The sequence below is a fragment of the Halomonas sp. M1 genome (assembly GCF_029581375.1).
Lineage (GTDB): Bacteria > Pseudomonadota > Gammaproteobacteria > Pseudomonadales > Halomonadaceae > Vreelandella.
Genome location: NZ_CP121119.1, coordinates 1,019,119 through 1,033,849, shown reverse-complemented (window position 1 = coordinate 1,033,849; position 14,731 = coordinate 1,019,119). Strand labels below are relative to the sequence as shown.

Here is a 14,731-nt window from a genome sequence, read left to right as displayed (position 1 = left end):
GATGCTCCAGCCAGCGCTCTGTGATTAGGCGCGAGCTACATATTTGATCAACATTTGCTGGGCGCGACTTTGTACGCTGTTGCGGCGTGGGTATGTAGTTCAGGAGGCTTGCTGTTGCCACCGTACTCCTCTAACCACTTGCAGGCGCTGATGATATCGTTGGCTAACCCTTTGAGAACATTTTTGTTTAGGTGTGGGCGCACGACGATACGCAACGAGCGAACTTCCTCAGCGGCGGGTGGCATGGTATAGGCGGATAGCACCCAACCGCGCTCGCGCACTTTGGCGGACACGTCGAACTCGTTAAAATTGCTGTACTGCTCTTTAAGCGTTAGGGCGACCACAGGGATGCGTTGGGTCTCATTCATGATGGTGAAGTAGCCACTGTCTATCAGCAGGTCGCGCAGATATTGAGAGTTCTCAACCGTTTTTGTCATTATGCGCTGATAGCCATCAAACCCTAGCCGTATAAAGCCGTAGTATTGCAAAGCGATCTGAACGGCATTGCGCGAGAAGTTGAGTGTTGCAGTGGGCATCTCCCCGCCCAGGTAATTCACATAAAAAATTAGATCCTTATTAAAGACCTCTTTTTCACGGAATATCACCCACCCAAGACCAGGCGGTACGAGTCCAAATTTATGTCCAGAGGCATTGATGGACTGTACACGGGGAAGGCGGAAATCCCATTCATATTCTGGGTAACAGAAGGGGTTAACAAACCCACCTGAGGCGCCATCGATATGCATAGGGATAGAGATGCCCGTGCGCTTCTCATAGCCATCTAGCCAATCATGAATTTCCTGAATATCATCATCTTCACCGGTGAAGGTCTGACCCGCAATCGCCACGACACATATCGTATTCTCATCGACATATTCATCAAGATGCTCGGCTGTCAGGCGGTAGTTGCCAGGCTTGAGGGGCACGATTCTTGGTTCAACATCGAAATAGCGAAGGAATTTTTTCCACACAATTTGAACATTGCCGCCGGTGACCATATTGGGGCGTGTGGTGTCTTTTCCGGCCTTTTCCCGGGCCTGTCGCCAGTTCCATTTGTGAGCAAGTCCTGCAAGCATGCAGGCTTCGGAAGAGCCGACGGTAGCAGCGCCGTAAGGCTCAACATCCTGTGGGCCGTTCCACAGCGTATGCAGCCACTTCACCATTCGGCGTTCCATGTTGAACAGTTGTGGATACATGTCGTGGTCGATATGGTTTTTAAGAATATGCTCTTTTGCCAGCTCGACCTCTTCAGGTTCCATAAATGTAGTAACAAAGGATGAGAGGTTCATCTCCGGGCGAGCATCTGTCCATGCCTCACTATTAACAATAGCTTTAGCTGCACGTGGATGAACACCTTGACGTGGCATATGATCTTCAGGGACTTCCATGTTAAACATATCCCAGGGCGACATTTTGCTTGATTCAGTATGGTTCTGATCACTCATTTCAGCTCTCCCCATGATGTCTTTCTGTAAAGATAAGCCTAAGACTATCGAAATTTAAAGTTTTTTTATTCAAAAATAAATTATTATTTGGCTTATCTTTAGTGATTATTTTAGCGTGCTATCTTTTTGACAGGATTTTTTTATCCTGAGTCTGGGTAAGTAAATGATATTTTTAATATAAAAATTATTTTTCTTATAATGTGCGAGCGCTGCTATAGAAATGTTGTTTAAATTTTATTGCGTGGATCTGTAGCGTAGTTGTATTGTAAATAAAAACTAAATTAAGCACTGGTGGCGAGTTTTTGACGACTAGCGTTAAATATGAGGTAACGTTAAATTAACGCTAGCAGGGAGCGAACAAGATGATGGTTAATTATTTAGTTGAGTGGATACCGTCCACTCTTCGCAATCATCCAGAGCTGGCGATTTTTATTACGTTAGCAGTCGGCTACTGGATCGGAGCGAGACGGTTTGGATCGTTTAGCCTTGGCGCTGTAACGGGAACGCTGCTGACCGGTATTGTGGTTGGGCAACTAGGTATTGATATATCAGATCAGATTAAGTCTATCTTTTTTATTATGTTTCTATTTGCCGTTGGTTTTGGCGTGGGGCCGCAGTTTGTTAGAGGTATCGCCTCGGATGGCTTGCCTCAAGCACTGTTTGCTGTGGTGGTTTGTTGCGTCATCTTAGCCTTTGTTGCCGGAGCAGCCATGATAGCGGGATACGGTCCGGGGCTGGCCGCGGGCTTACTGGCAGGCTCACAAACTATCTCCGCTTCTATCGGTATTGCGACGGATGCGATGGCGCGCACAGGTATGTCGCCAGAGCAAATAGCTGACCAAGAAAATCTCATTCCCGTTGCCTACGCCATTACCTATATTTTTGGCACCGTTGGAACAGGCTGGATATTGGCTTATCTGGGGCCAAAGCTGCTGCGCGTTGATATCGCCGCGGAGTGTGCTCGTTATGAGCGCGAGCACTCCATTGGAGCGCCTTCAGGAGGAATGGGAAGTGCCTGGCATCAGCATGAAATTCGCGCATTTCGAATTCCTGCAGGTGGTCGCGTGGAGGGAATGACCCTTGCCCAGGCTGAGGCGGCAGCCGGTGAGCGGCTATTTATTGAAGGGGTGCGCCAACATAATCAGGTTGTCGAGCCTACCCCCGGCCTAGTGTTGAAAGCAGGCGATGTAGTGGCTGTTTCCGGTCGTCGGCAAGCGCTGGTAGCGCTATCAAATATGACCGAAGAAGTTGAAGATCGGGCGCTTATTGATATTCCTGTGGAGGCTGTGGATGTTTTGGTAACCGCTAAATCCGTTGATGGTCGCCAATTGATTGAACTTGCCCAGGAGCCTTTTGCCCGCGGTGTCTACTTAAACAGCGTTCGCCGTGGCTCGGCTGGTGTAGAGGTGCCGATACTGGCGCAAACCAAGCTCCATCGGGGTGATATCGTGCGCATCACGGGTACCGCTACCCATACTGCGAGAGTGGTTGAAGCGCTTGGCTATGCAGATAGGCCAGCCACAATAACTAACATGGTATTAGTGGGGCTTGGGATCTGTGTCGGAGGGCTAATAGGCTCGCTGATTCTACCTCTCCACGGGGTGCCGATTACGCTTGGAACTTCTGGCGGTGCGCTGATAGCGGGTATTATTTTGGGCTGGTATCGCACGGTGAACCCAAGAGTGGGCAATGTGCCAGAGTCAACGCTCTGGTTTATGAACTCGGTGGGCCTGAACGTCTTTATTGCGGTGGTGGGCATTAGTGCTGGCCCTACTTTTATTGCAGGCCTTCAGCAGGCGGGGTTCGGTATTTTCTTTGCAGGCCTGTTTGCAACGGGTATGCCCATGGTACTTGCGCCTTTAATTGGTAAGTATATTTTCCGCTTTGATCCTGCTATTAATCTTGGCTGCTGTGGTGGTGCTCGAACGTCCACCGCTTCTGGTGCCATGGTGTCAGAGGTGGCCAAAAGCAACGTACCTATGCTTGGTTACACCGTACCTTACGCAGTTTCCAACACGCTGCTAACGCTATGGGGGCTCGCTATTGTCTTGCTTCTCAATATTGGGTCAGGGGGATGAGTAGTGCTGACGCTTAATAGGTTGTTAACTGCTGCGATGATTGTAAGGCACGTTTTTAAGCAACTGACCCTAGGGAGCGTGGCGCTTGTGCTGCTCACTGGCTGCACCATGCAGGCCCATGCGCCATCGATGCCACTGTATGGTTCCTTCTTTCCTGTATGGCTGCTGGCTTCTTTGCTCGGCATTATGGGTGCCGTACTTATCAGAGTGGCCTTTATACGTGTCGGATTAAATGAACATCTTCCGGCCCCGGTGCTGGTGTACTTATGTTTAGCGATCCTATTTAGCGTGATTATTTGGGCGCTATGGACTGGAGAGCTGGCACTATGAGCGAAACAAAACATAAGCCTGCATTGAACCGCATTCCAATTAAGGCGATGTTCGTCCGCATAGTAGGTTTTGCAATAATAGCTGCAGCCGCCATGGCTGTTATATGGGTTATTACGCTCCGAGAAAGCTCGCTCAGTACCGACCACGCTTCCATTCGAGCGACGACCGTGCCCATTGCTAGCCACGTTCCGGGGCGTGTTGTGGATGTCTTCGTCGAGAATAATACGTTTGTCGAGGCGGGAGACTTACTCTTTCGTATCGACCCTGAGTTTTACGAGCTAAGGGTCGAGCAAGCGCAAGCAGTTCTACGTACTGCCGAGGCAGAAGTTGCGACAGGTCGCCGCTTAATTGCTGTCCAAGACACAAATGTAGACATTGCCACTCGCCAGATTGATCGTGCCCGCAATCATGTAGAGCTCACTCGTCAGACGCTGGAGCGGCTGGAAAACCTATTGCCCCGCGGTATGGTTACGGCTCAGCAAGTCGATAACGCACGCTCTTTGTATCAAGATGCTCTGATCTCGCTGGATGAGACGTTGAGTCAGCAGGCCGCCGCTCAAACGTTGGTGGGTTCGCTAGACGCTGCAATGGCGCAGGTTGATCTGGCACGCTCAGCGCTAACGATGGCAGAGCGAGAGCTGCGCGATACCCACGTCTATGCCCCTATTTCTGGTCGTATTACCGGTGCAGATATTGGAGTAGGCACCCATGTCATGGTGGGCGTTCCCCTATTTACGCTGATTGATACTGATGACTGGAGAGTGTCTGCGCTGTTCCGTGAAACAGAGCTGCCAAATATTCATATTGGAGCGCCGGTCGATGTCTTTGTCATGTCGGCACCCAATCAGCGCTTGAGCGGGCGGGTTGAAAGTCTAGGGTATGGCGTCAGAACCACGGATGAGATCAATATCATTGGTTTGCCGATTGTGGATAGCTCGGTTGACTGGGTACGTGTGGCGCAGCGCTTTCCAGTGACCATTCGTCTTGATGATCCACCGGAGGAACTGATGCGCATTGGTGCTTCGGCCTCGGTGATCATCCGTTCGGTGCAGTTGCATGAGTAGCGCGCCCAAGCGATCCCCTCGAGGGGTTGGCGGCACGCTGCTTGCAGAGCTGAAGCCGTTTGATGGACGGCTAGTGATGTCTTTGCATATTGCGTTACTGTGCGGCATGACCGCCGTGCTGACCATGACGCTTCAAGTGCCGTTGGCGCTGCTCTCCTGCTATCTCATTTTTCTCATGTACCGAGATAACGCAGGGGAGAATATTGTCATCGGCGTTGGCTTGATTCTGGCCGTAACGATCATTATTGCGCTTAGCGTGGTGCTGATGATGCTGGTGGCAGGCTCACCTGCTTTGCGGCTAGCCCTGATGGGGGGCGTTACCTTCGGGAGCATGTGGCTGGCACGTGCGAGTAAATTGGGAGAGCCCGCGGGTCTACTTGGGTTTATTCTCGTCTTCATCCTGTCTGCTTACGACTATATCGGCATGCCAGGGCTGGTGGTGCGCGCATTAACCTGGGTATGGATGGTGGTGTTTGTGCCTATGGTGCTGCTTGCCGCCTTGGGAATGTTTGCTGGTCGCAGTCCATATCGCTTGGTGCAGAAACGGCTGCGTGAACGGTTGGAAGTATCGGCGCACCTATTGTCAGGCGGAGATCCCAGCGATGCTGAACCGCTGCTGCGAGAAGGTAACACAGCGGGGGAGAAGCACCTTGGGATGGCACGCCTTTTGGGCCAAGTATCGCGGGAATCGCATGAGCGGATGGCGCAACAACTGTCGGCTAGCTTCCAGTTGCTTGCGGTCGCACAGTCAGCGGCAGTGGCAGGAAAGCGTTCACCGGAATGGAGTTCGCTTTTGTCTCAGTTGTCACAGGGTGAGGCTAAAATGCCTTTGCCCACAGAGGAAGATCCAGTGGCGCAGGCTATACGTGCGTATGCCGAGCCTCTGGCTACTCAGCCGAACTCGGCACAACACGCTGCAAAAGGCGCATTTTTCCATCAGGATGCGTTTTCTAATCCCACCTATATCAGGTTCGCTCTTAAGGTGTTGTTGGCTGTTTTTTTGACCTACACCTTGTATACCAGTATCGGTCTTTTTGAAATTCACACTGCTATGGTGACCTGCTTTGTGGTGGCGCTTAGCTCCTCCGGTGACACCCTTCAAAAAAGCACCCTGCGCATTATTGGCTGTCTTGTTGGCGTCGCCATGGGCGTTTTTTCTGTGTATTTCGTCGTGCCTCACCTGAGTGATCCAGGGCACCTTTTTTTGCTGATCACGATAGGCAGCTTTATAGCCGGCTGGGTAGCAACGGGATCATATAGAGTGCAGTACGCTGGTTTCCAAATGGCGTTGGCGTTTTTTATCTGTGTGCTGCCCGGTTCACCGCTAAGCTTTGGCCCAAACTATGACCTGGCGGATGCCGGCTACCGCATCCTCGGCATTCTTGTGGGTATCGCCATCATGGGGCTAGTATTTTCATTGATCTGGCCGGAAAAAGCGGGGGATTCTCGAGCGTTAGAGACCGATAAGGCGCTCGCGAGTATGGCCAGAGTTCTGCGGGGTGAGGGCACGCTAGAAACCGTTTATGGCCATCTTGATACCGCTCAGCATGCGAGTGAAGTGATGAAGTTTGAGTGGCCTCGCTTTGAAAGTGCAGCAGACGCCGCAGGTGCTCAGCGGCTTGCGGTAGCCTTACAGTTGGCACAGCTGCTACCCCTTATGAGCGCCTCTGCCGCCGCGCCGCTGGCTGCTGCCTTGCAAGCGTCTGCGAATCACGAACGCCTTGAAACACTCAACGCTGTGGGAAGCGATGATGTCGCGCTCGACCGTGCGTTTGCGCTGATCCATCTATTGTCTGAAGAGGGGGGAAAAGCATGAGGAGAGCGCTTCAGCGATTAATGCTCGTCGCAGCATGTGGGGCAATAACGGGCTGTGTGCAGCAGGGAGGATACTCAAATACATTGGCGTCTATAGACGAGATGCCAATGCATGTCGGTGCTAATAGTGCTGCTTTGCCCGCTACCTTACAAACTACCGAAAGCCCCTTGGCTCCTTTTCAGTTTTCTACCCAGTCCTCTCTCGATGTTGATATTGATTCTGAACATCGCTACACCCTCCCAGAGCTGATTGATATTGCACAGCGTAATAGCCCCGCCACCCGCGCTGCATGGCTGCGTGCCCGTGAGGCTGAGCTGGCGATAGACGTGGTGGATTCTACACGGCTCCCTCAGTTATCAGCCAATGTGCTGGCAGGGTATGAAAGAGTGTCTCGGCCGGAGTCGGGTATTCCTGACCTGGGTATTGGGCCTGGTCGCCTTACCGCGACAGGCTATCAGCTGTTTCCTAACCTTGCTGTAGAATGGCTGCTGTTTGATTTTGGTGCCCGTGATGCTGCTCGCGAAGTGGCTGAACAGACGGCTATCGCTAGTAATGTTATTTTTCATGGAGCGCATCAAAAGGTTATCTTCGACGTTAGTGAAGCTTACTTTCAACTGATGGCGGCTAAGGCTGAGGTGACAATCGACCAGGAGCGCCTAGAGGATGCCCAAACGCTGCGCGAAGTCGCACAAGGTCGGCTTCAAGAAGGCGTGGCTATTAGAGCGGAAGTTGCTCAGGCGCAGCAAATAGAGGCGCGAGCTCAGTTTGATCTTACCCTGGCCAACAATCGGGTAGAGCGTGCTAATGCTACTCTTGTCCATGCGATGGGGCTGCCGCCTCTAACCTCGTTTGAGGTGGCCGATCTGTCGGGTAGAACATTGCCACGAGAAGTGCCCAGGCCGCTTGAGGAGCTAATAGAAACGTCGTTGACCCTACGCCCTGATATTCAGGCGGCGTTGGCGCGCGTGCGTGCATCACGTTCAGGAGTTGAGCTCATCGCGGCAGATTCCCGGCCGAAAGTGGCGGCGGTGGCCAATGTTGGGCAATTACATGGGCACGTGGAGTTGAGCGATAGCCGTTTTGGTAGTTTAGGTTCCATGAATCGTCCATTAGACGAAATTATTGCGGGTGTGGTGTTCACCATGCCGCTTTTCGATGGAGGGCGGCGTCAAACCCAGCAGGCACAGGCGAGAATACAAGCAGAGGCCGCAGAAGAAGATCTTCGGGAAATTCGTAGTGCTGCTGCGCACCAGATAGTTGAGGCATACAACCTGTTGCATAGTAGCTTGGCTGCCTACACTGCATCTGGCCCGTTAGTAGAAGCAGGACGAGAAACTTACGATACAGCGCTAGGCCTTTACGAAAATGGCTTGGCAACGCTTGCAGAAGTCAGCCTGGCTAAGATCGCATTGAACGATGCACGCCTGATCCAGACACGCGCTTTTTCCGATACGTTTGCAGCTACAACGGCGCTTGCCTTTGCCACAGGCCGCCTGAATCACCGTAATGCTGCTACCTATTAGCTAAAAGCGCCCGTTGAATAGGGCGCTTGGTATTCTAGGTGGGAACGGTCACCCGCCGAACTTCTCGTTTTCACCTAAGTTAGGAGTGGTGTCCTTTTTAAGGTTCGCCTTTGCGATTTCGTAGAGTTGGTAGGCTTTGCTCTCTTTTGCCTTCCAGTGCTCGCCCATTTGCACTTTTACTTCCATCAAGGCAACGTCAGGATCGTCTTTACCTTCTGGAAACCAAGCCCCAACAAAGGAATTCCAATATTTGTCGATCAGCTCTTGATTGTCAGTCAGGTTAGCTGTTCCTGATAGCGACACATAGACGCCATCTTCTTGGTCAGAAAAACTAAGGCACACGTCGTGATCCCTCTTCGCTTCAAACACTTTTTCAGCGCTTCGGCGTGTAAAGAACCATAGCGTACCGTCATATTCATTCTGGACCAGGTGCATCGGGCGTGCCCGGGGCACATCATTATCCAACGTCACCAACATGCCCACCTTGATATCTTTGATCATTTTCCAGATCTTCTGCTTATGTTCCGGGCTGGACATAGCGTCACACTCCTTATGAATTTGAAGATAAGTAACTGCCAAATAGGGGTGCTATTACACTCTGCTCGGCTAGAATTTATACCAAAGCTATTTTTCACGATTGCTTTTTGTACAAACCCTGAAAACAGCGTAGCTATCATTGTCGATATCAGCAAATCGATTTGAGTTTTCCCTTAGCTCGTTGGCGCGCTGTTAGGTTTTTCAGAATAATGTTGTGTTTAAAAACTGCTTTTTTTACCAAACGCGGCATGTGCACTCGCGGCAGCTACCAACCGAAAGCCAATCAGCGGGATATTGTGGTACCAGTAGGTCGGTACCACACTGCCCCAGATATGGTCGTTCTGGCTATCAGTTAGACCAGCCGCTTAGTGCTGGCTTGGCAGGGTGCCAGGCCGAAGCAGGTGGCTTAGTGTTCTGGCGGCTAAAAGGTCGCTGGCTGCTTCAATGTCTGGGGCAAAGAAGCGGTCCTGTTCGTAATGGGTAACATGCTTACGCAGCAACTGTTTGGCTTGCTCCAGTGGCTCGGTGGTGTTTAAACCGTGGCGCATATCGAGCCCTTGGCAGGCACTGAGCCATTCGATCGCGAGAATGCCACGCACGTTGTCGGCCATTTCCCATAACCGCTTGCCAGCCGCCGGGGCCATAGAAACGTGGTCTTCCTGATTGGCCGAGGTAGGCAGGCTATCCACGCTATGCGGATGCGCTAGCGCTTTGTTTTCACTGGCAAGGGCGGCCGCCGTCACCTGGGCGATCATAAACCCAGAGTTGACGCCGCCTTTTTCGACCAGGAAGGGCGGCAGTTGGGACATGTGCTTGTCCATCATTAAGGAGATACGGCGTTCCGCCAGCGCACCGATCTCGGCAATGGCCAAGGCTAAGTTATCCGCGGCCATGGCGACTGGCTCGGCGTGGAAGTTGCCACCGGAGATGATGTCGTCTGTATCTTCAAACACTAAGGGGTTATCAGACACCGCGTTGACTTCTACTGCCAGTACGTCAGCCACATGGCGAATTTGGGTCAGTGCTGCCCCCATTACCTGCGGCTGACAGCGCAGGGAGTAAGGATCCTGCACTCTATCGCAGTTGGCATGGGAGTTGCCGATGTCGCTGGTTTCGCCGAGCAGATGCCGATAAGCCGCCGCTGCGTCGATTTGGCCGCGTTGGCCACGCACTTCATGAATACGCGCATCGAACGGCGAGCGCGAGCCTAACGTGGCTTCCACCGTCAGTGAGCCGCAGACCGTGGCGGCGGCATACAAGTCTTCGGCATCGAACAGGCCGCGTAGCGCGTACGCGGTGGAAACCTGGGTGCCGTTGAGCAGTGCCAGGCCCTCTTTAGGAGCCAGCGCAATGGGGCTAAGACCGGCGACTTTGAGCGCTTCCTCAGCGGAGAGCCATTCGCCTTTGTGGCGTGCTTTGCCTTCACCAATCAGTACCACACTCATATGGGCTAGCGGCGCTAAGTCACCAGAGGCGCCCACCGAACCCTTAAGCGGAATATGCGGGTATACCTCGGCGTTGATTAGTGCGATCAGCGCATCGAGAACTTCGCGACGAATGCCGGAAAAGCCCCGCGCCAGACTGTTAACCTTAAGCACCATGATCAGCCGAACGAGGCTGTCATCCATCGCAGCGCCAACGCCGGTAGCGTGGGAGAGCACTAGCGAGCGCTGCAGCGCTTCTAGGTCTTCATCGGCAATACGGGTTTGAGCAAGCAGCCCAAACCCAGTGTTGATGCCATAAACGGTGCGGTTCTCGTCGACTACACGGTTAACGCAATCGACGCTCTTTTGAATCGCATCGTTGGCGCTGCTTGGTAGGTTAACAGTGACAGGGGACTGAAAGACCTGGCGTGCCTGCGCCAGCGTCATTTTACCGGGCTGAATGTCGAGATGGGTCATGATCAAATACTCCTTTTACTGGTTCAGCATCGGCAAATCGAGGCCGTTTTCACGGGCAGACGCTTTAGCAATGTCGTAGCCTGCGTCTGCGTGGCGCATAACGCCGGTACCTGGGTCGTTACGCAGCACGCGGCCAAGACGTGCGTGGGCATCATCGGAGCCATCGGCAACGATGACTACGCCGGAGTGCTGGGAGTAGCCCATACCGACACCCCCTCCGTGGTGTAGCGACACCCACGTTGCACCACCGGCGGTGTTAAGTAGGGCATTCAACAGCGGCCAGTCGGAGACGGCGTCAGAGCCATCCATCATTGACTCGGTCTCGCGGTTGGGGCTGGCCACGGAACCGGAATCCAGGTGGTCGCGTCCGATAACCACCGGTGCTTTAAGCTCACCGTTTTTGACCATCTCATTGAAGGCTTGACCAAGCCGCGCGCGATCTTTCAAGCCAACCCAGCAGATACGTGCCGGAAGGCCCTGGAAGCTGATGCGCTCCCGGGCCATATCCAGCCAGTTGTGCAGGTGCGGGTCGTTGGGGATCAGCTCTTTGACTTTCTGGTCGGTTTTGTAAATATCTTCCGGATCGCCTGATAGCGCGACCCAGCGGAAGGGGCCAATTCCCTGGCAGAATAAGGGGCGGATATAGGCCGGTACAAAGCCTGGGAAGTCGAAAGCATTCTCAACCCCTTCTTCTTGCGCCATCTGACGAATATTGTTGCCGTAATCAAACGTGGGCACGCCCATTTTCTGGAAGTCGAGCATGGCTTGAACATGCACGGCCATCGAATGCTTGGCCGCTTTGACGGTGGCTTGTGGCTCAGACTTGCCACGAGTGACGTACTCTTCCCAGGTCCAGCCTGCTGGCAGGTAGCCATGCAGCGGGTCATGGGCGCTGGTTTGGTCCGTTACCATATCGGGCTTCACGCCAAGCTTGACCAGCTCAGGCAATACATCTGCCGCATTCGCGCATAGGCCAATCGAAATTGCTTTGCCTTCGGCGGTGTAGCGCTCTATGCGCGCCAGTGCATCGTCCAGGTTGTGGGCTTGCTCATCCAGGTAGCGTGTGCGCAGGCGGAAATCGATGCTGGTTTGTTGGCACTCGATATTCAGCGAGCAGGCACCGGCGAGGGTGGCGGCGAGAGGTTGAGCGCCGCCCATGCCGCCAAGGCCCGCCGTGAGAATCCAGCGGCCTGTCAGGTTACCATCAAAGTGTTGGCGGCCCGCTTCAACAAAGGTTTCGTAGGTGCCTTGAACAATGCCCTGGGAGCCGATGTAGATCCAAGACCCAGCGGTCATCTGGCCGTACATCATCAGGCCTTTTTTATCCAACTCGTTAAAGTGCTCCCAGTTGGCCCAGGCGGGCACCAGGTTGGAGTTGGCAATCAGCACCCGGGGGGCGTCTTTATGGGTTTCAAATACACCCACCGGCTTGCCGGACTGCACCAGCAGGGTTTGCGTATCTTCCAGGCGCTTCAGCGTCTCAACGATTTTGTCGTAGCACTCCCAGTCACGCGCTGCGCGGCCAATACCGCCATATACCACCAGATCCTCTGGGCGCTCGGCCACGTCAGGGTGAAGGTTGTTCATCAACATGCGCATTGGCGCTTCGGTCAGCCAGCTTTTGCAGCTGAGTTGGTTACCGGTAGGGGCGGCAATTTTGCGGGAAGCGTCGTGACGTTTATCGTTAGTGGGCATGGCAAAACTCCTCTTGAGTCATCGGTTTGTTATTAAAGGGCTAGTAATAGATGAATGAACGAATCCGGGCGCTAAGTATCGAGCGCTAATTCAAAAACGAGCCGAGCCGCCGCGCGAGCAGTACGGTTGTCGGTATCGTGATCTGGGTTTAGCTCGGCGAGATCGGCTAAGCGGAGCTTGCCGCTGTCGCGGATGGCCTCGATGAGCGGTTCAATCAACGCGAGTGAGACGCCCCTGGCGGCAGGGGCGCTGACCCCAGGGGCTTCCCCGGCGGGTAGCACATCCAGGTCGATGGTTAGATAGAGGTGGTCACAGCGCACTATGAAGCGCTCTAGGTCGCGTTGAATGCGCTCAAGGTGTGCCGGTTGAAAGGCACGGTCTTCACGCACCATGACATCGAGTTGTTCGGCACGGTTAAACAGGGCGCGTGTGTTGGCAGCGCGGCTTACGCCTAAGCAGGCGTAGCGAAATGGCCAGCCGCGTTGGGCGCATTCATCAGCAATTTGCGTAAAGGGGGTGCCCGAAGAGCGCACGTGAGAGGGGTCGCGCAGATCGAAATGGGCATCAAAATTGATAATGCCAATACGTGGGGCTTTTTCGCCGTTATCAGCGAGATGCTGGGCAAGCCCCAGCCAGCTACCGTAGGCCACTTCATGACCGCCACCCAGCACAATGGGGAAGTGCTTAGCCTTAAGCAGCGCCGATACATGATCGGCGAGGGTCTGTTGGGCGGTTTCTAACGCATCACCTTCGCAGCGCACATTCCCCGCATCGTAGGCCGGGTCAGTGCGGTGCCAAGCCAGCGGTGCCAGGGCTTTACGCAGTGCCGTAGGGCCTTGCGCGGCACCGATGCGCCCCTGATTTCTGGCAACACCTGCATCGCTTTCAAAACCTAATAACGCACAGCCCGGCGCTGCCTTCTGGCTGAGGGGCTGGATCTTTTGATGCCAACGCTCACTGTTGGGTTCTGGGTCTGTTCGTCCCGTCCAGAGCGACATGTCGAGCGTTGTTTCAACGGATGTACGGGGAGGCGTTTTGTTAGAAGCATGGTTAATTGCCATGGGTAAGCACTCCCTGGAAGAGCCGCTGACGAAGGCGCCCAGGCTGTACGGCGTAAGCAAGCTCAGCGGGTGCGTCGATATCCCATACGCAGAGGTCAGCTTCTGCACCTTCGTGGATAAGCCCCTTACCTGGCAGCCCTAGGGCGGTTGCCCCATGAGCCGTCATACCCGCCAATGCTTCTTGGGGTGTCATACGGAACAGCGTACAGGCCAGGTTGAGCATTAGTGTGGGCATAAACAGCGGGGAGCTGCCGGGGTTGGCATCTGTTGCCACCGCCATCGGCACACCTGCATTGCGTAGCGCGGCGATAGGTGGTTGTTGCGTTTCGCGTAAGGTGTGAAAGGCGCCGGGCAGTATGACCGCCACGCTGCCAGCTTCCTGCATGGCGGCGATACCCGTGTCATCCAGGTACTCAATGTGATCAGCAGATAACGCACCGTGGCGAGCAGCCATGGCCGTTCCACCTAGGTTAGAGAGCTGCTCGGCGTGGGCCTTAATGGGTAGGCCATGGGCCTTGGCGGCTTCGAATACCCGCTCGCACTGTTCCACCGAGAAGGCGATCTTCTCGCAGAATACATCAACCGCATCTGCCAGGCCTTCGGCTACGGCGGCGGGTATCATCTCCTGGCAGACCAGATCGATATAGCTGTCGCTATCGTCTTTGAATTCAGGGGGGAGGGCATGAGCACCCAATAGTGTGGTGACCACCCGTACAGGCAATATCTCGCCAAGCCGCCGCGCGACGCGTAGCATCTTGAGTTCATCTTTGACGGTTAGCCCGTAGCCAGACTTAATCTCTACGGTGGTAACGCCGTCGGTAATCAGGGCTTCAAGACGCGGTTTAGCAAGCCTTAGCAGCTCCTCTTCGCTAGCTTCGCGGGTGGCGCGAACAGTGCTAAGAATACCGCCGCCGCGTTTGGCGATCTCCTCATAGCTAGCCCCTTCAAGTCGCGCTTCAAACTCTTCAGCCCGAGAACCACCAAATACAAGATGAGTATGGCAATCCACCAAGCCTGGCGTCATTACGCCGCCGCTGCCCATTTCTGTGCAGTTATTAGCGAGTCCCTCGTTGAACTCAGCCATGGGTGACAAGGAGATAATGTGCACTCCCTCGGTAATAACGGCCATGCGGTCGGGCAGTTTCCGCACGCCATCGAAGACGCTGATATCGCGCCAGAGACGACGATCCGTTGCATTCGACATAGGGAGCTCCTCTCAAAAATCTTATTTCAAAACTTATTTCGAACAACATAATGTATATACAATTAAGGTCAATTGAA

11 protein-coding genes are annotated in these 14,731 nt (G+C 53.9%); 5 read left to right on the top strand and 6 right to left on the bottom strand.

Translation table 11 applies throughout. The features are described from left to right. Window positions 1-47: 47 nt before the first annotated feature. Entirely contained in the window at window positions 48-1,445 is a 1,398-nt protein-coding gene (locus tag P8S54_RS04675) for a glutamate decarboxylase (RefSeq protein ID WP_281443420.1), read from the bottom strand. A gap of 362 nt (window positions 1,446-1,807) precedes the next feature. Between P8S54_RS04675 and aspT the strand changes: the two genes are divergently transcribed. From aspT to P8S54_RS04650, 5 genes are all read left to right on the top strand, one after another. Then, complete coding sequence (gene aspT, locus P8S54_RS04670) at window positions 1,808-3,523, top strand: aspartate-alanine antiporter (RefSeq protein WP_281443419.1); 1,716 nt, start codon at window positions 1,808-1,810, stop codon at window positions 3,521-3,523. Window positions 3,524-3,526: 3 nt separating this feature from the next. Further along, window positions 3,527-3,853 (top strand): YtcA family lipoprotein, encoded by a 327-nt coding sequence (locus P8S54_RS04665; protein WP_009099856.1) that lies wholly within the window; start codon window positions 3,527-3,529, stop codon window positions 3,851-3,853. Window positions 3,854-3,945: 92 nt separating this feature from the next. Further along, a complete protein-coding gene (locus P8S54_RS04660; protein ID WP_281443418.1) occupies window positions 3,946-4,917 on the top strand; it encodes an HlyD family efflux transporter periplasmic adaptor subunit in 972 nt (323 codons plus the stop codon). After that, complete coding sequence (locus P8S54_RS04655) at window positions 4,910-6,733, top strand: FUSC family protein (protein ID WP_281443417.1); 1,824 nt, start codon at window positions 4,910-4,912, stop codon at window positions 6,731-6,733. Before P8S54_RS04660 ends, P8S54_RS04655 begins: the two co-directional genes overlap by 8 nt. Window positions 6,734-6,840: 107 nt before the next feature. After that, the gene (locus tag P8S54_RS04650; RefSeq protein WP_281443416.1) at window positions 6,841-8,256 is read left to right on the top strand and encodes a TolC family protein; all 1,416 of its coding nucleotides are present in this window, start codon (window positions 6,841-6,843) and stop codon (window positions 8,254-8,256) included. A 48-nt stretch (window positions 8,257-8,304) separates the two neighbouring features. Here P8S54_RS04650 and P8S54_RS04645 read toward each other — a convergent pair whose 3' ends face one another. From P8S54_RS04645 to hutI, 5 genes are all read right to left on the bottom strand, one after another. Continuing rightward, window positions 8,305-8,793: a pyridoxamine 5'-phosphate oxidase family protein gene (locus P8S54_RS04645; protein ID WP_281443415.1), complete on the bottom strand. Its 489-nt coding sequence runs from the start codon at window positions 8,791-8,793 to the stop codon at window positions 8,305-8,307. Window positions 8,794-9,158: 365 nt separating this feature from the next. Next, entirely contained in the window at window positions 9,159-10,694 is a 1,536-nt protein-coding gene (gene hutH, locus P8S54_RS04640; RefSeq protein WP_281443414.1) for a histidine ammonia-lyase, read from the bottom strand. 15 nt (window positions 10,695-10,709) lie between these two features. Next, a complete protein-coding gene (gene hutU, locus P8S54_RS04635) occupies window positions 10,710-12,389 on the bottom strand; it encodes a urocanate hydratase (RefSeq protein WP_281443413.1) in 1,680 nt (559 codons plus the stop codon). Window positions 12,390-12,460: 71 nt separating this feature from the next. Continuing rightward, window positions 12,461-13,450, bottom strand: coding sequence for a formimidoylglutamase (hutG, locus tag P8S54_RS04630; protein ID WP_281443412.1), 990 nt, complete (start codon window positions 13,448-13,450; stop codon window positions 12,461-12,463). Then, window positions 13,440-14,654: an imidazolonepropionase gene (gene hutI, locus P8S54_RS04625; protein ID WP_281443411.1), complete on the bottom strand. Its 1,215-nt coding sequence runs from the start codon at window positions 14,652-14,654 to the stop codon at window positions 13,440-13,442. The genes hutG and hutI overlap by 11 nt, the downstream gene beginning before the upstream one ends. Between the last annotated feature and the right edge of the window lie 77 nt (window positions 14,655-14,731).

What these genes read in the sequence shown, in the direction of transcription:
- P8S54_RS04660 (WP_281443418.1), top strand. Translation starts at nt 3,946, where the DNA reads ATGGCTGTTATATGGGTTATTACGCTCCGAGAAAGCTCGCTCAGTACC.
- hutH (WP_281443414.1), bottom strand. Translation starts at nt 10,694, where the DNA reads ATGACCCATCTCGACATTCAGCCCGGTAAAATGACGCTGGCGCAGGCA.
- P8S54_RS04645 (WP_281443415.1), bottom strand. Translation starts at nt 8,793, where the DNA reads ATGTCCAGCCCGGAACATAAGCAGAAGATCTGGAAAATGATCAAAGAT.
- hutU (WP_281443413.1), bottom strand. Translation starts at nt 12,389, where the DNA reads ATGCCCACTAACGATAAACGTCACGACGCTTCCCGCAAAATTGCCGCC.
- hutI (WP_281443411.1), bottom strand. Translation starts at nt 14,654, where the DNA reads ATGTCGAATGCAACGGATCGTCGTCTCTGGCGCGATATCAGCGTCTTC.
- P8S54_RS04650 (WP_281443416.1), top strand. Translation starts at nt 6,841, where the DNA reads ATGCATGTCGGTGCTAATAGTGCTGCTTTGCCCGCTACCTTACAAACT.
- hutG (WP_281443412.1), bottom strand. Translation starts at nt 13,450, where the DNA reads ATGGCAATTAACCATGCTTCTAACAAAACGCCTCCCCGTACATCCGTT.
- P8S54_RS04655 (WP_281443417.1), top strand. Translation starts at nt 4,910, where the DNA reads ATGAGTAGCGCGCCCAAGCGATCCCCTCGAGGGGTTGGCGGCACGCTG.
- aspT (WP_281443419.1), top strand. Translation starts at nt 1,808, where the DNA reads ATGATGGTTAATTATTTAGTTGAGTGGATACCGTCCACTCTTCGCAAT.
- P8S54_RS04675 (WP_281443420.1), bottom strand. Translation starts at nt 1,445, where the DNA reads ATGAGTGATCAGAACCATACTGAATCAAGCAAAATGTCGCCCTGGGAT.